At 59.6% G+C, this 23,335-nt stretch carries 19 protein-coding genes; 10 read left to right on the top strand and 9 right to left on the bottom strand.

The features are described 5' to 3' along the window. The first annotated feature begins 6 nt into the window (after positions 1-6). The 5 genes from ACXAH8_RS02485 to ACXAH8_RS02465 all read left to right on the top strand — a co-directional run bounded on the left by ACXAH8_RS02485 (position 7) and on the right by ACXAH8_RS02465 (position 5,497). Positions 7-1,524, top strand: a complete 1,518-nt coding sequence (locus ACXAH8_RS02485) for a class I adenylate-forming enzyme family protein (protein WP_475215779.1) — start codon at positions 7-9, stop codon at positions 1,522-1,524. After that, positions 1,521-2,189 carry a DsbA family oxidoreductase gene (locus ACXAH8_RS02480; RefSeq protein WP_475215777.1) on the top strand — a complete coding sequence of 223 codons (669 nt, stop codon included), beginning with the start codon at positions 1,521-1,523 and terminating at the stop codon, positions 2,187-2,189. Before ACXAH8_RS02485 ends, ACXAH8_RS02480 begins: the two co-directional genes overlap by 4 nt. Before the next feature lie 78 nt (positions 2,190-2,267). After that, a complete protein-coding gene (locus ACXAH8_RS02475) occupies positions 2,268-3,476 on the top strand; it encodes a multidrug effflux MFS transporter (RefSeq protein ID WP_475215775.1) in 1,209 nt (402 codons plus the stop codon). Between the two features lie 61 nt (positions 3,477-3,537). After that, complete coding sequence (locus ACXAH8_RS02470) at positions 3,538-5,196, top strand: tetratricopeptide repeat protein (protein WP_475215773.1); 1,659 nt, start codon at positions 3,538-3,540, stop codon at positions 5,194-5,196. A gap of 121 nt (positions 5,197-5,317) precedes the next feature. After that, on the top strand, positions 5,318-5,497 hold the full coding sequence (locus ACXAH8_RS02465; RefSeq protein ID WP_475215771.1) for a hypothetical protein: 180 nt from the start codon (positions 5,318-5,320) through the stop codon (positions 5,495-5,497). A gap of 59 nt (positions 5,498-5,556) precedes the next feature. On the opposite strand, the gene ACXAH8_RS02460 is transcribed toward ACXAH8_RS02465, so the two are convergent. The 3 genes from ACXAH8_RS02460 to ACXAH8_RS02450 form a co-directional block, all read right to left on the bottom strand. Beyond that, the gene (locus ACXAH8_RS02460) at positions 5,557-7,098 is read right to left on the bottom strand and encodes a phospholipase D-like domain-containing protein (protein ID WP_475215769.1); all 1,542 of its coding nucleotides are present in this window, start codon (positions 7,096-7,098) and stop codon (positions 5,557-5,559) included. 334 nt (positions 7,099-7,432) lie between these two features. Then, complete coding sequence (mfd, locus tag ACXAH8_RS02455) at positions 7,433-10,894, bottom strand: transcription-repair coupling factor (protein ID WP_475215767.1); 3,462 nt, start codon at positions 10,892-10,894, stop codon at positions 7,433-7,435. Positions 10,895-10,915: 21 nt separating this feature from the next. Beyond that, complete coding sequence (locus ACXAH8_RS02450) at positions 10,916-11,440, bottom strand: component of SufBCD complex (protein ID WP_170466675.1); 525 nt, start codon at positions 11,438-11,440, stop codon at positions 10,916-10,918. 119 nt (positions 11,441-11,559) lie between these two features. On the opposite strand from ACXAH8_RS02450, the gene hemB reads away from it, so the two are divergent. From hemB to ACXAH8_RS02430, 4 genes are all read left to right on the top strand, one after another. Further along, positions 11,560-12,558: a porphobilinogen synthase gene (gene hemB / locus ACXAH8_RS02445; protein WP_475215765.1), complete on the top strand. Its 999-nt coding sequence runs from the start codon at positions 11,560-11,562 to the stop codon at positions 12,556-12,558. A gap of 142 nt (positions 12,559-12,700) precedes the next feature. Continuing rightward, on the top strand, positions 12,701-13,273 hold the full coding sequence (locus ACXAH8_RS02440) for a lipid-binding SYLF domain-containing protein (protein ID WP_170373852.1): 573 nt from the start codon (positions 12,701-12,703) through the stop codon (positions 13,271-13,273). A gap of 162 nt (positions 13,274-13,435) precedes the next feature. Further along, positions 13,436-15,898: a penicillin acylase family protein gene (locus ACXAH8_RS02435; RefSeq protein ID WP_475215761.1), complete on the top strand. Its 2,463-nt coding sequence runs from the start codon at positions 13,436-13,438 to the stop codon at positions 15,896-15,898. 109 nt (positions 15,899-16,007) lie between these two features. Beyond that, the gene (locus tag ACXAH8_RS02430) at positions 16,008-16,403 is read left to right on the top strand and encodes an SgcJ/EcaC family oxidoreductase (RefSeq protein WP_475215759.1); all 396 of its coding nucleotides are present in this window, start codon (positions 16,008-16,010) and stop codon (positions 16,401-16,403) included. 3 nt (positions 16,404-16,406) lie between these two features. Here ACXAH8_RS02430 and hflX read toward each other — a convergent pair whose 3' ends face one another. From hflX to trkA, 4 genes are all read right to left on the bottom strand, one after another. Beyond that, complete coding sequence (gene hflX / locus ACXAH8_RS02425; protein ID WP_475215757.1) at positions 16,407-17,678, bottom strand: GTPase HflX; 1,272 nt, start codon at positions 17,676-17,678, stop codon at positions 16,407-16,409. Beyond that, complete coding sequence (hfq, locus tag ACXAH8_RS02420; RefSeq protein WP_005982826.1) at positions 17,678-17,917, bottom strand: RNA chaperone Hfq; 240 nt, start codon at positions 17,915-17,917, stop codon at positions 17,678-17,680. Before hfq ends, hflX begins: the two co-directional genes overlap by 1 nt. A gap of 130 nt (positions 17,918-18,047) precedes the next feature. Further along, positions 18,048-19,586 (bottom strand): TrkH family potassium uptake protein, encoded by a 1,539-nt coding sequence (locus ACXAH8_RS02415; protein WP_475215753.1) that lies wholly within the window; start codon positions 19,584-19,586, stop codon positions 18,048-18,050. Next, a complete protein-coding gene (gene trkA / locus ACXAH8_RS02410) occupies positions 19,586-20,962 on the bottom strand; it encodes a Trk system potassium transporter TrkA (protein ID WP_475215751.1) in 1,377 nt (458 codons plus the stop codon). The genes ACXAH8_RS02415 and trkA overlap by 1 nt, the downstream gene beginning before the upstream one ends. A gap of 96 nt (positions 20,963-21,058) precedes the next feature. Between trkA and ACXAH8_RS02405 the strand changes: the two genes are divergently transcribed. After that, entirely contained in the window at positions 21,059-21,538 is a 480-nt protein-coding gene (locus tag ACXAH8_RS02405; RefSeq protein WP_170466659.1) for a hypothetical protein, read from the top strand. Here the strand turns inward: ACXAH8_RS02405 and ACXAH8_RS02400 are convergent. Together ACXAH8_RS02400 and ACXAH8_RS02395 are read right to left on the bottom strand one after the other, a co-directional pair. Then, a complete protein-coding gene (locus tag ACXAH8_RS02400; RefSeq protein ID WP_475215749.1) occupies positions 21,526-22,686 on the bottom strand; it encodes an MFS transporter in 1,161 nt (386 codons plus the stop codon). The two genes, ACXAH8_RS02405 and ACXAH8_RS02400, sit on opposite strands and share 13 nt — an antisense overlap. A gap of 43 nt (positions 22,687-22,729) precedes the next feature. Then, on the bottom strand, positions 22,730-23,320 hold the full coding sequence (locus ACXAH8_RS02395; RefSeq protein WP_475215746.1) for a helix-turn-helix domain-containing protein: 591 nt from the start codon (positions 23,318-23,320) through the stop codon (positions 22,730-22,732). Positions 23,321-23,335: the final 15 nt, after the last annotated feature.

Below are 23,335 nucleotides of genomic sequence, written 5' to 3'. Positions count from 1 at the left end.
GTTGCCATGCTTTCAATCTTCGATCAGGGGCCACCGACGCCCTGCCCGACCCCGTTCAATCTGGCTGCTCATGTGCTGGGCAAGGCGGATGCGTTGGCCGATAAAACCGCCCTGTCAGTACTGCGTCAAAACGGATCCGAAGACTGGAGCTATCGCGCATTGAAAGCCGCCGTTCTGGGAACGGGTCAGGGCCTGTTGCAGGCCGGACTTCACCCCGGAGACATCGTGCTGATGCGGCTCGGAAACACCGTCGAGTTTCCCATCGCCTACCTTGGGGCCATCGCTGTCGGTATCGTTCCTGTTCCGACTTCATCGCAACTGACCGAGCCGGAAACCGCGCGGATCATTGCGGAGCTTTCGCCCGCCGCCATCTTGCGCGCCCCCTCGGTGGCCTGTGCCGAGCACCCCAATCAGATCCATCTGGATGACCTGATCGCCATGCATGACCTGCCGCCCGCGGCGTTCGATATGGGCGACCCCGAGCGTCTGGCCTATGTGGTCTATACCTCGGGCACCTCGGGCAAGCCCCGCGCAGTCGCCCATGCTCATCGTGCGATCTGGGCTCGTCAGATGATGGTCGATGGCTGGTACGGTCTGACTGAGAAGGACCGCCTGTGCCACGCGGGTGCGTTCAACTGGACCTATACGCTGGGCACCGGGCTTATGGATCCCTGGACGATCGGAGCCTCGGCCCTGATCCCTGAACCCGGCACCGATATGTCTCAATTACCGCAAATGCTGCGCCAGAACCGCGCGACGATCTTTGCCGCGGCGCCCGGCGTTTTTCGCAAGATGCTGTCCGGTTCAGATCAGATCGAACTGCCCGATCTGCGCCACGGTCTGTGCGCCGGGGAGAAGCTGTCTCGGTCGTTGCACGCCCAGTGGGAAACGGCCACCGGAACAGAACTATACGAAGCGTTCGGCATGTCCGAATGTTCGACCTTCATCTCGTCCAGCCCAACCCATCCTGCGCGCGGGGACGCCCTCGGACAGCCCCAACCGGGCCGCCGCGTCGCGATCCTCGGGCCGGATGGACCCGTGCCGCAAGGGACCGAGGGGACCATCGCCATTCACCGCTCTGACCCCGGCCTGATGCTGACCTATCTGAACGCCCCTGACGAGGCCGCCGCCCGACTGCAAGGCGAATGGTTCCTGACCGGCGATCAGGGCGCCATGGCCGTTGATGGGCAGATCACCTATCTGGGGCGCGACGATGACATGATGAACGCAGGCGGCTACCGCGTCTCGCCGGTTGAGGTCGAATCCGTCCTGTCCCGCTATCCCGGCATCACTCAGGTCGGGGCCGCTGCCGTCGAGGTCAAACAGGACGCATTTGTGATAGCGGCCTTCTACTCCGGCCCCGATAGACTGGACGAAGACGCTCTGCACACCTATGTCCAAGCCAATCTGGCGCGTTACAAACAGCCGCGCGCCTTCGTTCACCTTCCCGAGTTGCCAACCGGAGGCAACGGCAAACTCCTGCGCCGCGCGCTGCCGGCCTATTTCAAGGCGTCCACCCCATGAGCCAAACAGACACCCAGACCGTCAAGCTTGATATCTTGTCCGATCCGATCTGCCCGTGGTGCTACATCGGCAAAACCCATCTGGACAAAGCCTTGGCAAAGGTTCCGGAGCATCCGTTTGTGATCGAGTGGCACCCGTTCCAGCTGAACCCCGACATGCCGGATGCAGGCATGGATCGGCGCGAATATCTGGAACGGAAATTCGGCGGCAAGGACGGTGCGGTGCGCGCCTATGCGCCCGTGGTTGAACATGCCGAGAATGCAGGCCTCAAGATCGACTTTGAGGGGATGAAGCGCACGCCGAACACGCTGGACGCGCATCGCTTGATCCATTGGGCCGGGATCGAGGGCAAGCAGAACGCCATTGTGGATGCTCTGTTCGACGCTTACTTCGTTCAGGCCCGCGATATCGGCGACCCGGAGGTCCTCTCCGACATCGCCGATAGCGCAGGCATGGACGCGGCGGTGGTGATGAAATTGCTCAAATCCGACGCCGACCGCGTGGATATCCGCAACCGCGACACCCACTCACGCGAGATGGGCGTCAGCTCGGTCCCGACCTTCATTGTTGCCAATCAACATGCCGTTCCGGGCGCGCAACCTCCTGAAATGTGGGAGAAAGTGATCGGAGAAATCATGTCTCAACTTGAGGCTTCCTCTGCATAGAAGCACAGAGGTCTGTGCGAAATTCCGGTCTGGCGCAACCTGATCCGTCGTGATAGCGCGATCAGGTAAGGAGTCCCCATGACCAACCGCATGTCCCGTGGAGAGTTCATTGCGCTGATCGCAATGATGTTCTCGACCATCGCTTTTTCGATCGACTCGATGCTGCCCGCCCTACCCGAGATCGGCGCGCAGCTCAGCCCGGATGACGTCAATCGCGCGCAGCTGATCCTGACGTCTTTCGTGCTTGGGATGGGGATTGGCACGTTCTTTACCGGCCCTCTGTCGGATGCGTTTGGCCGCAAACCGGTCATCTACGGTGGTGTCGCGCTCTATATTGCGGCCTCGGCCGTGGCTTGGGCCAGTTCCTCGCTCGAGCTGGTCCTGGCCGCGCGAGTGGCGCAGGGACTAGGCGCTGCAGGTCCGCGCGTTGTCGCTATGGCAGTCATTCGCGATTTGTACTCGGGCCGGATCATGGCGCGCATCATTTCGATCGCGATGCTGCTGTTCACGCTTGTACCCGCGGTGGCACCTATGTTGGGGGCCGGAGTGATCGCCCTGTTCGGCTGGCGCGGTATCTTTATGTCGTTCATTTTGTTTGCCCTGATCGTCTGCGTCTGGATGGGAACCCGCCTGCCCGAGTCGCTGGCCGTAGAGAACCGTCGCCCCTTCCGCCTGCCGCTGATGGTCGCCGCAACGAAAGAGATGTTCGCCCATCCAACCGTGCGTCTGTCGATCATGGTGCAAACCCTGTGCATGGGGATTTTGTTCACCATGCTGACCATGGTTCAGCCCGTTTACGACGTGATCCACGACCGGGCCGAGAGCTTTCCGTTCTGGTTCGGGTTCGTCGCTCTGATGTCCGGTTCGGCCAGTGTATTGAATGCGGCCCTCGTTGTGCGCGTCGGGATGCGCCGCATGGTGACTTGGGCGCTGGGGGCGCAGATCGGCATCACGGCTTTGGTCATCGTGACCAATTCCTTCCCGCTGTCGCCCGACGCCTCATTTGGCCTGTTTGTTGCCTGGCAAACCACCGTATTCTTTATGGCAGGTGTAACCATGGGCAACCTGAACGCCATCGCGATGGAGCCGATGGGGCACATCGCCGGAATGGCGGCCTCAGTCATTGGCTCGGTCTCTACAGTGCTGGCTGCGGCCATTGCAGCCCCGGTCGGGCTGTTGTTCGACGGCTCAATCACGCCTTTGACCACCGGCATTCTGACCATGTGTATCCTGGCCTTCAGCCTGATGATCCATATGGGCCGCATCGAAAACAGACTGCTCGCCTGAGGATTTTCAGCCCGGATCAAACGCGCTACGCTGTCCCGACCAACATGGCGGAGGGTCAGTTATGAGTGAGTACTACGATCTGGGCACCTATTCCTGCCCTGTTTCGACAGCATCCGCTGAAGCCCAACTCTGGTTCGACCGAGGGCTGGTCTGGACCTACGGCTATAATCATGATGAGGCCGTCGCCTGCTTTGAGAAAGCAGCCGAACATGACCCAAACTGCGCCATGGCGCATTGGGGTGTCGCCTACGCGGCTGGCCCGAACTACAACCTGCCGTGGGATTTGCAAGATGACCGGGGGCGGCAAAAAGCCCTGACCAAAGCCTATGAAGCCACGCAAAAGGCGTTGAGCCTGGCCGATGGCTGTACCGAGGTTGAAAAAGCTCTGATCCACGCCCTGCCGTCCCGCTATCCTCAACGCGACACGACTGTGGGCATGCATGATTGGGACTACGATTTTGCCGATTCGATGCGCGTGGCCTTCAAGGCTCAGCCAGATCACCTGGACCTGCGTACAATCTATGTTGAGGCACTGCTCAACCTGACGCCGTGGCAAATGTGGGACCTGTCAACTGGTCAACCCGCCGACGGGGCCGCCACGCTTGAGGCGCAAGAGGCGCTGGAATGGGCTATGCAGAACGACACCGACGCCATGTCTCACCCCGGCCTTCTGCACCTGTACGTTCACCTGATGGAGATGTCCCCAACCCCCGAAAAGGCCCTCAAAGCGGGCGACGTCCTGCGCATTCTGGTCCCGGATGCAGGCCACCTTGTTCATATGCCGACGCATACAGATATCCTCTGCGGCCACTATCAGAACGTGGTGCATTGGAACCAGAAAGCCTCGGAAGCGGATCTGAAATACTATGAGCGTGAAGGGGCGTTCAACATCTACACAGGCTACCGCCAGCACGACTATCATTTCACCATCTATGGCGCGATGTTTCTGGGTCAGATCGAACCGGCCCTGCGGGCCAACCAAGGCATCTGGGACACGACCCCCGAAGAGATGTTACGCATCGAGAGCCCGCCCATGGCGGATTTCTTCGAAAGCTACATGTCCATGGGGCCTCACATCCTGATCCGCTTTGGCCGATGGGAAGAGGCAAAAGCGCTGGCGCTACCCGACGACCCTGACCTGTTCCGCACGCTGACAGCAACCACCCACTACGCCCGCGCGCTTGCTTTCGCCGCGACTGGGGATGTGCCCAACGCCGAGGCCGAGGAGCAACTGTTCCTCAAAGCCAAAGCCCGAGTGCCCGAGGCTCGACGATTGCACAACAACCGCGTCATCGACCTGCTGGAAATCGCGACCGAAATGTTGCGCGGTGAGATCGAATACCGAAAGGAAAACTTCGATCTCGCCTTCGCTCACCTGCGCCGATCTGTCGAATTGGACGACACGTTGCCCTACGACGAGCCTTGGGGATGGATGCAACCCACCCGCCACGCCCTGGGCGCGCTGCTCTTCGAACAAGGCTATTTGACCGAGGCGGAAACCGTTTACCGAGAAGATCTGGGCCTTGGCGGAACTCTCAGTCGCGCCTCGATCCATCCGGACAATATCTGGAGTTTGAAGGGCCTGCACGATTGCCTGAAAGCCCGCGGTGATACGATTGAGCTACCTCAGATCAAACAGAGGCTGGATTTGGCGCTGGCCAGGGCCGACCGCGCGGTCGCCGCATCCTGTTTCTGCGCCCAGTCCGCCATGCAAACCTGAATCGCGCTACGCGCGATGCCTCCGGCGGAGTTATTTTTAGCCAGATGAAGTCCGGATCCCCTGCTTCATCTGGCCGGAATTATCCCGGGGGTGTCGCAGCTTGCCGCCGCGGGGGCAGCCGATGGCAAACGCATACCAATGGGATGCCGTTTTTGCCGATGGCGATTCCTACAAAAGTGGGATGAATGGCCAAGGAATTTATGTCGCGCCAGGAAAAGACGCAGTCGTCGTTTGGTACGCAACCGGAGGTGCCAGTATCGACATGGAAGCTTACGCCAGGGCCATTGTGACTTCACTGTAGGTCAGATCACGCACTGGCGTCTCTGGCCGCAGGCCAATGGATTGTTGGTCGTTTGGTGACTAGAGCATCCATTCGACCGGCAGCCACCTGACAACGGCCGTCAGGGCACGCTGTAAACCGGTGGTTTCCGGGTCCGCGGTATGAGTGGTGACTGTCCCATCCTGCTCTTCTTGCAGCCAGATCATCTCGCCGCTGTCGTTAAGTTCGACGCGGTAAGAAAACTCAGGCCGGTTCAATTGCTCCGCAAGCGACGCAGCAATCGTTGGGCTTTCGATCATAAGGCCCATCTCTGTGTTTAGCCGCGCCGATCTGGGGTCGAGGTTGTAAGAGCCTATAAAGATTCGTTCTCCATCCGATCCAAAGACTTTTGCGTGTAGACCAGATGCCGATCCAGCCAGCATCTCTGGCAGGCTGCGCTCGCGATGTTCACGCCGCAAAGCTCGAAGCTCTAGCAACTCTACACCGCTGTTCAGCAAGTCTTCCCTGTATCGCATATAGGCCGCGTGAACGGGCATCACATCCGTGGCATCCAGTGAGTTGGTTAAGACGCGGACCTTCACTCCGGACTTTGCCAACCCTTCAAGAACCTCCGCCCCTCGTTCCCCCGGAATGAAATACGCAGAGACAAGATCCAATGAGGTTTCAGAGGTTTTAGCGAACTCGATAAGTTGTTCGACAATCAGGTCTTCACTTTCGACTTCGCCCAACCCTTTTGACGGGTCGTCGACAAAAAGAGTGACTTCGCTCCACTCGAACTTCAGATCATGTGCTGCTATCCGGTCGGCCAGTTCATTATCCTGAATTGCCCTTTGATAGCCTGCGCCAACCGCAGTCTGACGTGCGGCGTCTGCCTTTGCTTTCAGACTTTTTTCCGACGGAGGTTCCAAAAAGAGCCCAGCGTCGTACGCGGAGGCACTATTCCAGTATGCGTCGAAGGATTGCGACACCTCATCCACAATCGGGCCGATCGCTATCGCGTCTACATCCAAGTAGTGCGTTCCCGCCCCGTAGTCAAAATAGATGTCACCAATGTTGCGTCCCCCAACTATCGTGGCGACCCCGTCCACAGTCATCGACTTGTTGTGCATCCGCCGGTTCAGGCGACCAAAGTCAAATGCATAGGACAGGAGTTTTGGGTTCCTCAAAGTGAACGGATTGAAGATGCGTACATTTGCATGTGGCAGGGCGTCCAGTTCGGCAAGCAAATCATCCAATCCGGAGATACCGTTATCGTCGACCAGCAATCTGACGCGCACGCCGCGCTCTGCTGCTGCTCTGAGCTCTTCCAGAAGCATCAGGCCGGTAACGTCATCTTGCCAGATGTAGTACTGAGCATCGATTGAGGATGTTGCTTCTCTCGCGAGGATCGCCCGGGCCGCAAAAGCTGCGCGTCCATTGCCCAAAGGCCTTACTCCGTCGAGCCCGGGGTTACGTTCAAGCGCGTTTTTTATTGTTGCACCTAATGGCCCGCCCCAATCCGCATCTTGCTTAAACGTTGGCTCAGAAAAGTTTTCTTCAGGAAGTGGAAATGTCCACCTTAACCCGACTATGGCCACTGCCATCAGCGCCACCGAAATCAAACATATTCTGATCAGCCGCATTCAAGGTTCCGTAGTTGGCGCGCGGGATTAGCCGTATAGTTGAGATTGGCCTATCGACTGATAGTTTTTCAAGAGCCCAGGTTGGAGCAACAAATTCAGCACAGAAGTTTGTCCACTTTGGGCTCTAAGCTGACGTTCGCCACGGCAATAGCCAATCAGCTCTAGGAGCAGTCCGCGCCGTTCAAATTTCCTGACTAAATTTGCTTAACAGCGCGGTTATCGCCTTATCACTCAGCTATGCGCGGGAGCGCCAAGGCATTTGGCCACAATTGAAAAGTGCGACGTGGCGCCAACCAAATGTGCAATCGATGACTTGGCAGCGCCCCCTTCCCCGCTATCCGCCTGTTTTGGCCTTTTTTCTTTCTGCCACGACTTTCTCAGCAAGGTCACGGGCAATCGCAAAAGCGCCTTTGATCTTGTCGCTGTCTTTCTTCCAGTCGCGGCGCACAACGATTTTGTTGTCTTTGACCTTCGCCATGCCGCGCTGATTCTGGATGAACTCGACCAGCCCTTGAGGTGAGGCGAATTTGTCATTGTGAAACTGAATCGTCGCGCCTTTCGGCCCGCCATCCAGTTTCGCGATACCTGCGCGCTTGCACATGGCCTTGATGCGGACAACCAGCATCAGGGTGTTCACCTCTTTCGGCAAGGCACCGAACCGGTCAATCAGTTCCGCGGCGAACCCTTCGAGTTCCACCTTGGTCGAGAGCGACGACAGGCGGCGATAGAGGCCCAAACGCACATCCAGGTCGGGAACGTAATCTTCGGGAATCAGGACCGGAACGCCCAGATTGATCTGAGGCGCCCATTGGTCATCGGCGTCCGACAGCCCTTCCATCTCACCGGCTTTGATCTTGGCAATCGCCTCTTCCAGCATCGACTGGTAGAGTTCATAACCCACATCGCGCATCTGGCCGGATTGTTCTTCGCCCAACAGATTTCCGGCCCCACGAATGTCGAGGTCCTGACTGGCCAGTGTGAACCCGGCCCCCAGCGTATCAAGCGACCCCAAAACACGCAGGCGCTTTTCGGCGGTGGCTGTCAGTTTCTGGCGCGGTTTAGTGGTAAGGTAGGCATAGGCGCGGGTTTTCGACCGCCCGACCCGGCCTCGGATCTGATAGAGCTGCGCGAGGCCAAACATATCCGCCCGATGCACAACCATCGTATTCGCAGTTGGGATATCCAAACCGCTCTCAACAATCGTCGTCGCCAGAAGCACGTCATACTTGCCGTCGTAGAATGCGTTCATTCGGTCGTCGAGTTCACCTGCCGCCATCTGACCATGGGCAACCACATAGGTCAGCTCTGGCAGCTGTTCTTTCAGGAACTCTTCGATCTCGGGCAGGTCCGATAGGCGTGGTACCACATAGAAGCTTTGCCCACCGCGATAGTGTTCGCGCAGCAGGGCCTCGCGGATCGTTACCGCGTCGAACTCGCTGACATAGGTGCGGATGGCCAGACGGTCGATGGGCGGCGTGCCGATGATTGACAGGTCGCGCACACCCGTCAGCGACAGTTGCAGCGTCCGAGGGATCGGAGTTGCGGTCAGTGTCAGGACGTGGATATCCGAGCGCAGTTGTTTCAGGCGCTCTTTGTGGCCGACGCCGAAATGCTGCTCCTCGTCGATGATCAGCAAGCCGAGGTTGTTGAAACGGATACCTTTCGCCAGCAGAGCATGAGTGCCGATCACAATATCGACTGTCCCGCGCGCCAGCCCGTCTCGAGTCTGTAGGGCCTCTTTCGCCGAAACAAAACGCGATAGCTGCCGGACCTCCAGAGGGAAACCTCGGAAGCGTTCCTTGAACGACGCCGAGTGTTGACGAGCCAGCAGTGTGGTCGGCGCAACGACAGCGACCTGAACCCCAGACATCGCCGCCACGAAGGCCGCGCGCATGGCGACTTCGGTCTTGCCAAATCCCACATCGCCACAGATCAGACGATCCATTGGCGCGCCGGAATGCATGTCCTCCATGACTTCGGAAATCGCCCGCAACTGATCGTCGGTTTCCTGATAGGGGAAGCGCGCGCTGAACTCCTCCCACGCGTGGGGCGGTGGGTCCATCACGGGGGCTTTGCGCAGGGCGCGTTCAGCGGCGATGCGGATCAGCTTGTCCGCCATCTCGCGGATGCGTTCTTTCAGCTTGGCCTTTTTCGCCTGCCACGCACCGCCACCCAGACGGTCCAGCAGTCCTTCGTCGTGGCCGTATTTCGACAGCAGCTCAATATTCTCGACCGGCAGGTACAGCTTGGCCGCTTCGGCATATTCCAGCAGCAGGCATTCATGCGCCGCACCGGCGGCTGTGACGACCTCCATGCCCATGTAGCGGCCTATGCCGTGGTCAACATGCACCACAAGGTCACCCGGGCTAAGGGATTGGGTCTCGGTCAGGAAGTTCTCGGCCTTGCGGCGCTTCTTAGGCTGGCGGATCAGGCGGTCGCCCAGAACGTCTTGTTCCGCAATCACGGTTAGGTCAGCCGTCTCAAACCCATGTTCCAAGGCCCAAACCGCCAGATGGAGGCCCCTTTTGCCGATACGCGTACCATCGGTGACCGGAATGGCTTCGGCCAGACCTTCATCCTCGATCAAGCCGGTCAGACGCTCGCGCGCGCCTTCGGAATAGGACGCGATCAGCACCGGTCCTTTGTCCAGCTTGCCCTTGATGTGGTCCGCCAAAGCACCAAACAGGCTGATGCTTTCCTGCTGACGTTCGGGCGCAAAGTTTCGCCCGATCCGCCCGCCCGCGTCGATCACACCGGGTCCGCTGGCCTGTGGCAGAGGGCTGAATTGCAGCACACGCCGATCGCCAACCGCCTGATCCCACGCTGCGTCATCGAGATAGAGCAAACCAGGCGGTGTCGGCTTGTAGACCGTGTCCATGCGCGAGCGGTTTTCCAGCGCCAACCGCCGTGTCTCATACTGGTCGGCAATCGTATCCCACCGCGCCAGACGCGCGGGTGAGACCTGATCGTCCAGAGAAATCGTCGCCTCCGGCAGATAGTCGAACAGGGTTTCCAGCTTTTCGTGGAAAAAGGGCAGCCAATGTTCGATGCCCTGATGTTTGCGGCCCGCACTGACGGCCTCATAGAGCGGATCATCCGTGCCCGCCGCACCGAATTCGATGCGATAGTTCTGGCGGAACCGGGTGATGGCGGCCTCGTCCAGTATGACTTCGGAGACGGGGGCAAGCTCGACCACTTCAAGCTTTTCGGTGGTACGTTGCGAGACCGGATCAAAGCGACGCGCACCGTCCAGAACGTCTCCGAACAGGTCCAACCGAACGGGGCCGGATTCGCCCGGAGGGAAGATGTCGATGATCCCGCCCCGGATCGCGTAGTCTCCGGGCTCCATCACGGTGGGGCTTTGGGTAAACCCCATCCTTACCAAGAACTTGCGCAAGGCGTCTTCGTCCACGCGTTGGTTGACGCAAGCGGTAAAGGCAGCCTCGCGCAGAACCTCGCGCGCGGGCACGCGTTGGGTCGCGGCATTCAGTGTAGTCAGCAGCACGAAACGCTCGGGCATCTGATGGACAAGCGCTGCTAGCGTCGCCACCCGTGCCGCAGCAATATCCGCGTTGGGCGAGACCCGGTCATAGGGCAGACAATCCCAACCGGGAAATACGAAAACCGGCATATCGGGGGCAAAGAACGCGAGTGCTGCGCGCATCCCCTCCAACCGCTTGTCATCGCGCGCCACATGGCAAACCGGCCCGCCCGAGCGCGCGATTTCGTTCAGGACAAGCTGTGCATCATACCCTTCGGGGGCGCCGCCGACTGCCACGTGGTTCGGAGCCTTCATCCCAGACCCTTTCAGATTTCGCTATCCCAGAACGCCGATTGAAAGGTTCTGATACATTCCCCACATCGAAGTGACCAGTATCGAGATCATGCCGATGATCTGCGTGTACAGGCGGCATCGTGACAGCGTCTTGGAGACCCGCTCCAAAGTCAGCTCGTGCCGCCGCAAACGGCGTGCGTGGAAGATGTTGATGAAGGTCACGATCACCAGGGGAAACAACAGCAGGAACACGGCCTGTGCAAACTCGACCCAATAATAAAAGCCGAGCGTCGCCAGCGCGGTAAAGACGAAACAGGCCATTGCCAGCATCACCATGCCCGACACCTCGACATAGTAGAGCATGCGGTTTGTGTTGATGCGCACGATGTCCAGCAGGTCGACCTCAAGCTGGCCGCCGACGCGGCGGGCGCGGACTACCATGTCGTAGGGTACCCCCATCGACCAGTGACTGGCCGAAGACCAGATCACTGCCAGAACAATCCAGAACCACAGATTCGAAAAGCTGCGCATGTCGATGAGTTCGAAAATCTTAGAGTACCAGTCCAAACGCAGCCCTTTATTCACAATCCTCAGGGGGTTCTGTCGCGATGGCGCGTCCATTGATGCCCTTGAGCCCTTGGCGGATTCATGCCACCCAATGCGGCAATGTTCAAGGAGGACGCGCCATGAAACCGACCATCGCCCCTTACCCTCAGACCCGTTTTCGCCGGGCGCGTCAGTCCGATGCGATCCGCGGGCTTGTTCGCGAGCATACGCTGACCACCGATGATCTGATCTGGCCGGTTTTCGTGCGTGATGGAGAAGGCATTGAAGAGCCGGTGCCCTCGATGCCCGGCGTGATGCGGCGGTCGGTCGACCTAATTGCCAAGGCAGCGGTCGAGGCGCAAGCCCTTGAAATCCCCGCGATCTGTATCTTTCCCTACACCGATTCTTCACTCAAGACCGAGGATTGCGCCGAGGCCTGGAGTCCTGACAACCTCTCGAACCGCGCGATCCGCGCGATCAAGGCCGCGGCGCCGGATATCGCGGTCATGACTGATGTTGCGTTGGATCCGTACAACATAAATGGTCATGACGGCTATGTAGTGGATGGCGAGATCGTGAATGACCAGACCGTTGAGGCGCTAGTCAAGATGACCCTCGCGCAGGCCGAGGCCGGGGCCGATATCATTGGTCCGTCAGACATGATGGATGGCCGGATCGGCGCGATGCGCTCGGCGCTTGAGGCGGCGGGACATCACAACGTGATGATCCTCAGCTATGCCGCGAAATATGCCAGCGCCTTCTACGGCCCGTTCCGCGATGCGGTTGGTGCCTCTGGCGCCCTGACCGGCGACAAGAAAACCTATCAGATGGACCCTGGAAATTCGAACGAGGCCCTGCGCCTGATCGAGCGCGACCTGACCGAAGGGGCCGATATGGTGATGATCAAGCCGGGCATGCCCTATCTGGATATCTGCCGCCGCGTGAAAGACACGTTTGGTGCGCCTACCTACGCCTATCAGGTCTCGGGTGAGTATGCGATGATCCAGGCGGCCGCGCAGAACGGGTGGATCGACGGCGACAAGGTGATGCTGGAGAGTCTGCTGGCTTTCAAACGCGCAGGCTGCGACGGAATCCTGACCTATTTCGCGCCGCAGGTCGCACGGGTTCTTCAAGGCTAAAACCCCGGCACCTCGCGATTTTTCGCCGACTGTTTCGCGGGCCGTGGCAGCTTTGTCGTGACATACAGGGCCAATCGGCGTATTCTTGCACATAAGATCGGGAACACCCGACGTATCAGGCACAGTTACAGAGAAAAAAACCATGAGCAGTTCCACCCTTCCCCGACTGAACCGTCGCGGCTTTGCCTTGGGCATGGCAGGTCTGACCCTGACCGCAGCCTGCGGCAACGGCGTCGGTAACTCGAACGCAGCCACCCTCGACGCCCGTGTCGACGCAACACTGACCGAGATGTTTGCCCGCTACCCCAACACGGTCGAGATCGCTGAAAAAGCCAATGGCATGTTGGTCATGCCCCTGATCACAGAGGCCGGGTTCGTATTCGGCGGCGGGTATGGTCAGGGCGCACTGCGCATCAATGGAGCCACGGTTGACTATTACTCGGCCGTCAAAGGCACCGCGGGTCTGCAGATCGGCGCGCAGCAATATGCGCACGTTCTGTTCTTCATGACCGAGGACGCGCTGAACGACTTCCGTCGCTCCAGCGGATGGACGGCCGGTGCCGATATCGGCTATGTGGTCAGCGATCAAGGCGACCAGTTGTCGACCGACACGACCACCCTGCTTAGCCCGGTCCTGGCAGCCATCTTCGGCCAGGCGGGCCTGCAGATCGGCGCAACCGTCGAAGGCATCAAATACACCCGCATCATCCCTTGATTTTGCACTACCACGCCCCTCACTGAAGGACCTCGTTCCCTCTTGGGGCGGGGTCTTTTTCATTGCCACTTCAAGGCAGGTTTCCGCAGTGTTCCTCTTTCGGTTGGGGCAGCCTTGAAGTAACCTCGCGCCACGTGAAGAACGAATACAAGTGGGACTTCCATGGCTCTTGTCTTTCGCTGGTTGATACGCATCACCACGGGTCTTGTCCTGCTGGTACTTGCCGCCATCGGACTGGTCTATTTTCTGGCCAGCCAATCGCTGCCCGAATACGATCAAACCCTTGAGGTTCAAGGCGTCACTGCCCCGGTTGAGATCATTCGTGACACGGCGAACGTGCCCCATATTCTTGGCGAAACCGACCCGGATGTGTTCTTTGGTTTGGGCTATGCGCACGCGCAGGATCGTTTGTGGCAGATGACAGTCATGCGCCGCACCGCACAGGGTCGCCTGTCCGAGGTTTTTGGCGCGCGCACCGTTACCATCGACAAGCTGTTGCGTCGGCTTGACCTCTATGGCTTGGCGCATCGCTCGGTCGAGGCGCAGGACGACTACACTAAGGCTGCGCTTCGCGCCTATTCCGCAGGGGTCAACGCCCGCCTCACACAGATCAACGAAGAAGCTTTGGGCCGCGGCGCGCCGGAGATGTTTCTATTCAACGCCCCGGTCTCACCCTGGCAACCCGGTGACAGCCTCGCCGTGATCAAGCTTATGGGGTTACAGCTGTCAGGCCATCTGAAAGATGAGGTTCTGCGCGCCAGAACCTCGCTGATGCTGGACGATCCGGCGCGGCTGGTCGACATTCTGCCGGATGTGCCCGGCGCCGGTATCGCCGCCCTGCCCGAATATGCCCAGCTGTTTCCCGGCCTGCCGCGCTATGCCGCTGGGACGCCGATGCCGGATACGCCGCTGTCGCCGTTCCCAAAACGTGGTCTTGCCGGCGCGTCAAACGCATGGGTTGCCGCGCCGTCCCGCTCGGCCAGTGGCGGAACCCTGCTGGCCAACGATCCGCATCTGGGTTTCACCGCGCCCGGAGTTTGGTACCTCGCGCATCTGGACCTTGCAAAGGGCGGCGTGATCGGTGCGACAATCCCTGGCGTTCCAGCCGTGATGAGCGGCCGCAGCGACCGTTTGGGCTGGGGCCTGACCTCCTCCTATCTAGACGATCAAGACCTGCATATCGAGCAGCTCAACCCTGACAATCCCGAGGAATACCTGACCCCCGACGGGTTCAAGGAATTCCAGAGCCGCCCTTCGATCATCGAAATCAAGGACGAAGCCCCCATCACCCTGACCCTGCGCTGGACGGAAAACGGCCCGGTGCTACCCGGCAGTCACTATGATCTGGAAACGATCACGCCACCCGGACATGTCGCGTCATTGTCCTGGACCGCACTCAGCCCGAATGACACATCGATCAGCGCTTCAATGGCCCTGATGAACGCTGATACCGTACGCGAAGCCATTGACGTCGCAGAGAATTTCATTGCGCCGTCGCAGAACCTGTCTCTGGTCGACACCGAAACGATTGGCCTGAAACTGATCGGAGCAATCCCTCAGCGCGACCGTCTGAACCAAAGCAAGGGGCGTATCCCCACCCCCGGCTGGATTGCAGAAAACCGGTGGCAAGGTCGGATGCCCTATGCCACCAACCCCGAGTTCACCTCACCCGCCGGTGGTCTGCTGGGCAACACCAACAACAAGATTATCGACCGTCCATTTCCCAACCATGTCTCATTCGAATGGGGTGATACGCAACGCGTTCACCGCTGGGAACGGCTGATGCAATCGCGCGAGGTCCATACCCGCGACAGCTTTATCGAAGCGCAACTGGACACGGTCAGTTTCACCGCGCGCTCGCTGCTACCGCTGATCGGGGCTGATTTGTGGTTCACCGGCGCCTCGGCCCCTGAAGGCACGCCTGAGCGCCAGCGCCAGATCGCCCTGTCCCTGCTGGCCGACTGGAACGGTGAGATGAACGAGCATCTGCCAGAACCATTGATCTATGCCGCGTGGCTGCGTGCCTTGCAGATCCGCCTGATCGGGGATGAACTCGGCCCGCTCGCCAGTGAGTTCAAACATGTAGAACCTCTCTTCATCGAACGGGTTTACCGCGACATTGATGGCGCGTCGGTCTGGTGTGACGTGCGCCAAAGCGCCCCGGTCGAGACCTGCTCGGACATGGCAGAGCTGGCGTTGGACGACGCCCTGATCTGGATCGCCGAGACCTACGGCACCACGCTGGAATCCCTGCGCTGGGGCGATGCCCATCAGGCCACCCATGATCATCCGGTTCTTGGGAGTGTTCCGGTCCTGCGCTATTTCGTTAACATTCGCCAATCGACCAGCGGAGGCGACAACACTCTGCTGCGTGGACGGACATCAGGCGAGGGCCCCGATCCCTTCCTGAACGTGCATGGCGCAGGCTATCGCGGCGTCTATGATTTCGCCGATCCTGACAGTTCGGTCTTTATAACCGCAACCGGCCAGTCCGGGCATTTCCTGTCACGTTACTATGACGATCAGGCACAGCTGTGGCGGCGTGGAGAATATATCCCGATGTCCCTCGACATTGATCTGGCCCGAGCCGCCGCGGTGGGTGTCACCACGCTCACACCGCAATAATCCGCCCATTCGGCGACTCCTCGCCCGGATTTCCGAGGTGTCGTGGCAAGCCTTCCCATTTTGACCTAGGATCACCGACCAGGTGATGTGGGATCCGTGGGGGACGATCATGGCAAGCATTCGGGACATCCTGAACAATCTAGCGCGCGATTACGCCATTGCCTGGAGCTCCGGTGACGCAGAGGATGTCGTACGTTTTTTCGCGCCCGATGGGCAGATCATCATCAACCGAGGCGAACCACATAAAGGCCGGGACGCCATCGTAGAAATGGTGCGTGGTTTTCACGCTGAATTTTCCAACCTCGAAGTGCGATGCGATATGTTTCGCTGGGCTGGATCACACGCGATCTTCGTGAAAACGATGGAAGGGCATCATTCCGAAACAGGTAATCAGGTGGTGGTTCGTGGATGGGAAGAGTGGGAGCTGACACCCGAATACACGGTCAAATCCTCTGTGGGCTGGTTCGATATGGAGGATTTTCACAGGCAGATCGCCGGTAGCTAGCCTTCAAAGCCCTGCAAACTGCGCTGCCTGTTTGTCGGTCCAAAGTACCGTAATCTCAAACCCGTTTTCCGTCTGCTCTTCGGATCGAACGACATCCTGTCGGAACAGCCACGCGCGCTTGTTCCCTTCGGCGAAGCTCAGCGAGAGAGTGGTTTCACGCCGGACCCCCTGCAGTTTTGTGGCGATATTAGCCAACAGAGGCGCGATCCCATCCCCGGTCACGGCTGAGATCGCAAAGATCAAAGGATCCCGGTCAGCACGCGCCAAAACCGCCTCACGCTCATCGACGTCCAGCAGATCAGTCTTGTTCCAAACCTCCAGCATGGGCCGCTCATCATCGACACCCAGTGAAGTGAGAATGGCCTGAACGTCATCGGCCTGTGCTTGTGACTCGTCATGACTGATGTCGCGCACATGCACGATCAGGTCCGCGCCCAGAACTTCCTCAAGCGTTGCCCGAAACGCAGCGACCAGCTCAGTCGGCAGGTTCGAGATGAAACCCACCGTGTCTGACAGGATCACCTCGGGGCCGTCTGGAAGAACAACGCGGCGCATGGTTGGGTCCAGCGTGGCGAACAGCATGTCCTTGGCCATCACCTCGGCCCCGGTCAGGCGGTTGAACAGGGTGGATTTGCCCGCGTTAGTATAACCCACAAGCGCCACGATCGGATACGGCACCTTGGCCCGCGCAGCCCGGTGCAGAGTGCGCGTCTTGACCACCTTTTGCAGTTGCCGACGCAAACGCACCAGTTGCTCATCAATAGCGCGGCGGTCGGCCTCGATCTGAGTTTCACCAGGGCCGCCAACAAAGCCCAACCCGCCCCGCTGGCGTTCCAGGTGGGTCCAGGCCCGGACAAGTCGTGTGCGCTGATAGCTGAGCGCGGCCATCTCGACCTGCAACACACCTTCGCGGGTGCGGGCACGGTCGCTGAAAATCTCAAGGATCAAACCCGTCCGGTCGAGGATCTTGACCTTCCACGCTTTCTCTAGATTGCGCTGCTGAACCGGTGTCACGGGGCCGTCGATCAGAACCAGCTCGACCTCGCTTTCGTGCAACCGTTCTGCCAGTTCGTCGATCTTGCCGCTGCCGAACAGAAGACCCGGCTGGGCGCGCGGCAGGCGCACGATCTCTGACCCGATCACGTCCAGATCGGGCAATGCGGCTGCCAGTGCAACCGCCTCTTCCAGCGCGGGTCCGGGGACGCGGCGCTGTTCATCTGATTTGATTTCAGGATGCAGCACCCAAGCCCGGGTGCGCTTCCTTTCATGTTCCATCAAGAGGCGTCTTCGCCCTCATACAGGTTGATCGGCTGCGATGGCATGATGGTTGAAATCGCGTGTTTGTAGACCAACTGCGACTGTCCGTCGCGGCGCAACAATACGCAGAAATTGTCGAACCAAGTGATCACACCCTGCAATTTCACGCCATTGATCAGGAAAATCGTGACCGGGACTTTTGCTTTCCGTACATTGTTCAGGAACGCGTCCTGCAGATTCTGTCTGTCCGAAGCCATATTTTATTAACTCGCCATTGTTCTTGCTACGCGCTGCGGACCAACGCGCTCCCTCTGGCAGAGTATGGAGTGACGCGCACAGATATTCCAGACGAAAAATCAGGCAGTAACGCTGGGCACGCGCAGTGGTTCAATCCCGCCACAGGGTCGGCGTGATCAGCGCGATGATCGCCAGTGTCTCAAGCCGACCGATCACCATCGCCGCGCAGAGCGTCAGTTTGGCCCCGCCCGACAGGTCAACCAGGCGGATCGGGACATCCGTCGCAAGCTCGATCAACGGTCCGGTTGTGCTGAGAGCAGCGACACTCAGCACCATGGCCTGCTCAAACCCCGACCCCATCAGGGCCAGTAGGAGGTTAAACAGGGCAAGGGTCAGCGCGAACATCATCAGGAATATCCACGCGATGAAAGCTCCGTCGCTTTGAATGCGGCGGTTGCCGCCGCCGGTACCACTGACCGAGGATGGGTGGATCAGCCGGTCAATCTCGCGCGCGCCGTTAAGGTAAAGCGCAAAGACCCGCAGCAATTTGACCCCACCTGCCGTTGTCGCGACACCGCCACCAACCAGCGCCAGCCCCATCAGAACCAACCCCGGAGTCCCCAGACCCGAAAGCTGCTGGGCATCGTTCCAATTCGCACTCTCGAACCCAGCTGTGGTCAGGAACGCAAGGCCGGTGAACAGCATTCCCCAGATCACGTGTATGGCTTGCAAGGGCTGCAGCTGGCCTCCAATTTCATTGACCCCTGCCCAAACGCGGAAGAACAGAAGCACCGCGACCGCCAGAACGATGAACAGCCCGATCCGGAACTCGGGGTCCTTGTCCAGCCGGGCAAAGCCGCTGGCGGCCGTGTCGGTTGAAAAGGTCAAGCGCGACAGGGCGAAAAGTAGGAAGAGAAACAGGATCATCTCTCCCGTGATGCCCGCCTGCGCGCCTTCCAGCCCACCAACAGGGGAGATTCCCGAGGTCGCCATCACCGACATCGCATGGCAAATCGCGGTCAGGCCTTGTTCTCCGGCGATAAGCAGCAGGATGCAGACCACAGCGGTCAGTCCCGCATAGATCGGCGTCAGGGTGCGGGTCACGCGCAGCAAGCGGCCACGCGGATCGACCTGCTCGCTTTGTGCCACGCCCGATACCGGCCGACCAGGCTGGCCCCGCGCCGTGACCTCGAACCCGCCCAAGGACAGCGGCGCCAAGATCGCGGCGGCGGCGATCCACATCAGCAGACCGCCCATCCAACCCACCAGCGCGCGCCACAGATGCAACGGCGCGGTGAGGCGACCAGGGTCGGGAAACAAATCTGCTCCGGTCGTGGTGAGGGCACTGACCATGTCGAAATAGGCGTTCAGAAAGGTGGTATTGCCGAGCGCGTCATGGAACGGGATGGCCAGAAAGATCGGCAGAATGGTGAAACAGCCCAGTAGCACCGCCAACTGCCCCAGCGTCCCCCTCCGCGGCACCCGGTTCGAGGCCGCCAGCGCAATCGCGGACACAAGAAACAGCCCCAACAGACCGGAATAGAGAAAAGACCGCGAGGTATCGTGATCATCCAGCGCCAGCGCATAACCCGCCGGCACCCACATCGATAGCGACGAAATCCCCCAAATCAGCAGAAACAGCGGCAAACGTCGCAATACCCCGATCCGAGCTGTGACCACGCGCGCCATCAGAAGAAATCAATCGAAACCTGCAGCAGCCGTTCGACCTCAGGGACGTCCTTGGCCATAGCAAAGATCGACAGCACGTCCTTTTCGTCAATCCGCAGACTGCCCGTTGGGCGCAACAGTTCGTCGCCTTTGAGAACCGCGCCAACCAAAACACCCTCGGGGAAGTCGATGTCACGCAGTTTCTGCCCGGCCATGGGCGAAGTCGAAAGCACCTCGGCCTCGATCACTTCGGCCTCGGCGTCGCCGATGGAATAGACCTGCCGCACCCGCCCATGTCGGATATGGCGCAGGATCGAGCTGACGGTGGTGGCCCGTGGGTTGATATAAGCGTCAATGCCCAGAGGCCCCATCAACGCGACCATACTGGGGTCATTGATCAACGCAATCGCCAGCGCACAGCCTTCGGCCTTGGAGCGCACGGCTGCCAGCATGTTGGTGCGGTCATCATCTGTGACGGCCAGCATCGCGTCGGCACGGTCGATACCTGCCTCGTTCAGCAAAGCCGAATCCAGCCCGTCGCCATGCAGGACAATGGTCCGCTCTAGCGCCTCGGCGGCTTTTTCAGCACAATGGCGATCCCGCTCGATGATCTTGGCCCGCACGCGGCTTTCACGTTCTTCCAGTGTTCGCGCGACTTCGAGCCCGACATTGCCACCGCCGACGATCACAACACGGTCCTGCCTTTTTTGCGCTTTGCCGAACACCTCCATCGTTCGGTCGACATCCTTCACGCTGGTGAAGACATAACATTCATCGCCCACAAACAGCTGATCTTCGGATTCAGGTGCAAACAGGCTGCCCTCGCGCCGGACCCCGACCACGATGGAGCTGAGGGTCGAGAACAAGTCGGTCAATTGCCGCAGAGGCGTGTTCACGATCGGGCAATCCTCGTCGATCCGAATGCCCAACAGCTGGGCCTTGCCATTCATGAACATCTCGGTGTCAAAGGCAGACGGGGCCGACAAGCGACGCATGGCGGCGGCCGCGACCTCACGCTCGGGGCTGATCACCACATCAATCGGCAGGTGGTCGCGGCGATAGAGGTCTGAGTGGATCGCCTGAAGGTAGGATTGAGATCGCAAACGCGCGATCTTGCGCTGGATGGCGAAAACCGAATGGGCCATCTGGCAGGTGACCATATTCACCTCGTCCGAATGGGTTGCGGCGATGATCATGTCGGCATCGCGCGCCCCTGCCCGTTCCAGCACATCCGGATAGCTGGCAAAGCCCGCGATCCCCTGCACGTCCAGCGTTTCCGTCGCGCGGCGCACAAGATCAGGGTTGTTGTCCACCACCGTGACGTCGTTCAGCTCGCCCGATAGATGCCGTGCGATCTGCCAGCCAACCTGACCCGCACCGCAAATGATGACCTTCATGTTTCTGGCCCTTCTGCCTGAAATCTTTGAATGACAGATGGTCCTGAGAGGGTCAATTGAATTGTCATACCCGACCTTTTCGGGCAGAATAAGCATATGAAAACACTCGTTCACCTGCTTGTTCCAGTGATGCTGCTGACCGCCTGCGGCCCGCTTTCCATATACTATCGCGAGGGGGAAAGCGTCTCGAAGATGCAGGAACAAACCACTCAGTGTAAGGTTCAGGCGCTTGAACAGGCACCGGTTGCCAACCAGGTCCGTCAGGGGCCGCCGACCTATTGGCCAGGCCGCACCTATTGCGACGGGAGCGGACGGTGCTATCGCAGTGGCGGTTGGTGGGAGCCTGGGCGCATATACACGGTCGACGTCAACCAACCGCTACGCAACACGGTTGAAGCACAGTGCATGGCGCAGAAAGGGTTTCGCCCTGTCAGCCTGCCGCCCTGCAAATCCGGGGTGAAATCCCGCGTTCCGGCAACCCGCACAACGACCCTCCCTCCGCTGAATACGGAATCCTGCTTCGTCAAATTCGATGACGGGTCGTTTCAGATCATCACGCCCGGTCAGGCCGGCTGATGGAGCGCTCGTTTTCGCGCCAGTGCGACATGCGCAAGGATCGCAACCGCGTAGATCCCGATCACTGTGATCAACATGCCACCCTCCCCCGTCCACCCAAGGACGGCTAATAGGACAGGCGTACCCAACAGGTTCCCCGCATTGCCCATCTGCGCCATGGCGCCGTAGCTGAGGGCCTGCGTCTTGGGCGTTTGGTTCAGGATTGGCACGGCGGCAAAGCTACCCCCTTGCACCAGGCCCAGCACCGCAAACAGACATATACAAACCAGTTCGAGCGGTACGCCGAGGAACACCCCGGCTATAGCAAATATTCCGAGCGCAAATCCCAGATTGACGACCGCGACGCAGGACATGCGGGATAAGAGGATCGGGACCGCGAGCCAGCTCAGAACAATGCCTGCCAAAGGCATGAGGCCCGCAACCGTCGCGGCATGCCCCTCGGGCAGCCGACCCGGCAGGATAGCCAGCAAAGAGACGAAGGTTAAAGTGTAGAAGAACCAGCCTATGGCCGGGGCCGACACAAAGGGCGACTGGTAGGTGCGCAGATGCACGTCAAAGAGTTCGCCCCAACGCCAAGGGGCAGCACCCTGGGATGGTTGAACCTTTAATCCACAAAGCAGGATCAGACCCGCGACGGCGATCATCAGGCCGCCGTGCAGAGCGAAGAAGAACGGCAGCCCGAAATGCTCAACGACCGGCAGGCCGATCCAGGCGTTCAGAGCGAAGGCCACACCGAAGAATGTGCTCCACAACACCATCGAGATATTGCGCCCCTTGCCGCTGGTAATCTGCGCAATCAGAGTGGGCGCAGCGACGACGATGGCGAGGTGCGAGACCCCCTCGACAAACCGGGTGGCCAGCATTGTGTAAAACCCGGGAAGGCTCGCCTGAAAGATCGACAGCGCGCCGCCCAGACACAACCCGCCAATGAGCAGTTTCAACGCCCCGACGCGCCCCACGACGGCACCGGACACCGCACCCAAAACCGCGCCCAGAAGACTGATGATCGACAACAGCCACCCCATGCTCTCGGCATGGCTGGGATAGAGCAGCACAAGTTCGGGAAATGGTACGGCAATCTTGGCAAATTGCGTGGCTGCGCCCAGACCGGCCAGCCAGAGAAGAAGAACCTGAAATGCTTGTATCATGGGGAGCTTTTACAGCGCCTGCTCAGCCCGCGGAACGCATAAATTATGCGCCCGCTTTTGTCCCGCTGACCAGACGAACCGGCGTGCCGTCAGACAGGTAGAGACGTTCCCATGTGATTTCTCCGGCACTAATCCGAATACGGTCGTGGATCGCTTCGGAGGTCTGGAAGGCCTTGGGCGCAGGCGTATGCATATCCCACCATCCTTCGTCCTCTAACTCGGCCTCGGCCTTCTGGATTTCTTCTGTCGCGAACTGCCAGAGTGACACGCCCAAAAGCGCGTTCTGACTGGTTTTCCAGTCCCTTGCCCGGTAGGCAGAATAGGCAAGGCATATGTGGCTCGCCTCTTCCACCAAATGAAGGCAATCGGAGGAATTCATCACCAAGCGCCGCAACGCACTGTCATCGGATCGCCTTGGACCAAGCGCGGCAAAGACCGCTTGTTGCGTGTCCGGAGGCGGCGTCTGACCCCCTCTCTCCCAACGCGAGATGGTGGCCTGATCCACCTCAAGCAGCTCGGCCAGATAGGCCTGTTTGTACCCGACGGATCGGCGCAACCGTTTCAGGCGTTCGCCGAAGCCCGGATAGCCCCGGGTCTCAAGCCGCTTGCCCGTGGATGACGCGCCAATACCCATCGTGACCCTCCCGGC

Source organism: Ruegeria sp. ABV3_008, assembly GCF_056161185.1.
This window is presented reverse-complemented; position numbering and strand designations above follow the sequence as displayed.

Excerpts from the sequence above, each read along its gene's own strand:
- ACXAH8_RS02485 (WP_475215779.1), top strand. The coding sequence starts at position 7 with ATGCTTTCAATCTTCGATCAGGGGCCACCGACGCCCTGCCCGACCCCG.
- ACXAH8_RS02480 (WP_475215777.1), top strand. The coding sequence starts at position 1,521 with ATGAGCCAAACAGACACCCAGACCGTCAAGCTTGATATCTTGTCCGAT.
- ACXAH8_RS02475 (WP_475215775.1), top strand. The coding sequence starts at position 2,268 with ATGACCAACCGCATGTCCCGTGGAGAGTTCATTGCGCTGATCGCAATG.
- ACXAH8_RS02470 (WP_475215773.1), top strand. The coding sequence starts at position 3,538 with ATGAGTGAGTACTACGATCTGGGCACCTATTCCTGCCCTGTTTCGACA.
- ACXAH8_RS02465 (WP_475215771.1), top strand. The coding sequence starts at position 5,318 with ATGGCAAACGCATACCAATGGGATGCCGTTTTTGCCGATGGCGATTCC.
- ACXAH8_RS02460 (WP_475215769.1), bottom strand. The coding sequence starts at position 7,098 with ATGCGGCTGATCAGAATATGTTTGATTTCGGTGGCGCTGATGGCAGTG.
- mfd (WP_475215767.1), bottom strand. The coding sequence starts at position 10,894 with ATGAAGGCTCCGAACCACGTGGCAGTCGGCGGCGCCCCCGAAGGGTAT.
- hemB (WP_475215765.1), top strand. The coding sequence starts at position 11,560 with ATGAAACCGACCATCGCCCCTTACCCTCAGACCCGTTTTCGCCGGGCG.
- ACXAH8_RS02440 (WP_170373852.1), top strand. The coding sequence starts at position 12,701 with ATGAGCAGTTCCACCCTTCCCCGACTGAACCGTCGCGGCTTTGCCTTG.
- ACXAH8_RS02435 (WP_475215761.1), top strand. The coding sequence starts at position 13,436 with ATGGCTCTTGTCTTTCGCTGGTTGATACGCATCACCACGGGTCTTGTC.
- ACXAH8_RS02430 (WP_475215759.1), top strand. The coding sequence starts at position 16,008 with ATGGCAAGCATTCGGGACATCCTGAACAATCTAGCGCGCGATTACGCC.
- hflX (WP_475215757.1), bottom strand. The coding sequence starts at position 17,678 with ATGGAACATGAAAGGAAGCGCACCCGGGCTTGGGTGCTGCATCCTGAA.
- hfq (WP_005982826.1), bottom strand. The coding sequence starts at position 17,917 with ATGGCTTCGGACAGACAGAATCTGCAGGACGCGTTCCTGAACAATGTA.
- ACXAH8_RS02415 (WP_475215753.1), bottom strand. The coding sequence starts at position 19,586 with ATGGCGCGCGTGGTCACAGCTCGGATCGGGGTATTGCGACGTTTGCCG.
- trkA (WP_475215751.1), bottom strand. The coding sequence starts at position 20,962 with ATGAAGGTCATCATTTGCGGTGCGGGTCAGGTTGGCTGGCAGATCGCA.
- ACXAH8_RS02405 (WP_170466659.1), top strand. The coding sequence starts at position 21,059 with ATGAAAACACTCGTTCACCTGCTTGTTCCAGTGATGCTGCTGACCGCC.
- ACXAH8_RS02400 (WP_475215749.1), bottom strand. The coding sequence starts at position 22,686 with ATGATACAAGCATTTCAGGTTCTTCTTCTCTGGCTGGCCGGTCTGGGC.
- ACXAH8_RS02395 (WP_475215746.1), bottom strand. The coding sequence starts at position 23,320 with ATGGGTATTGGCGCGTCATCCACGGGCAAGCGGCTTGAGACCCGGGGC.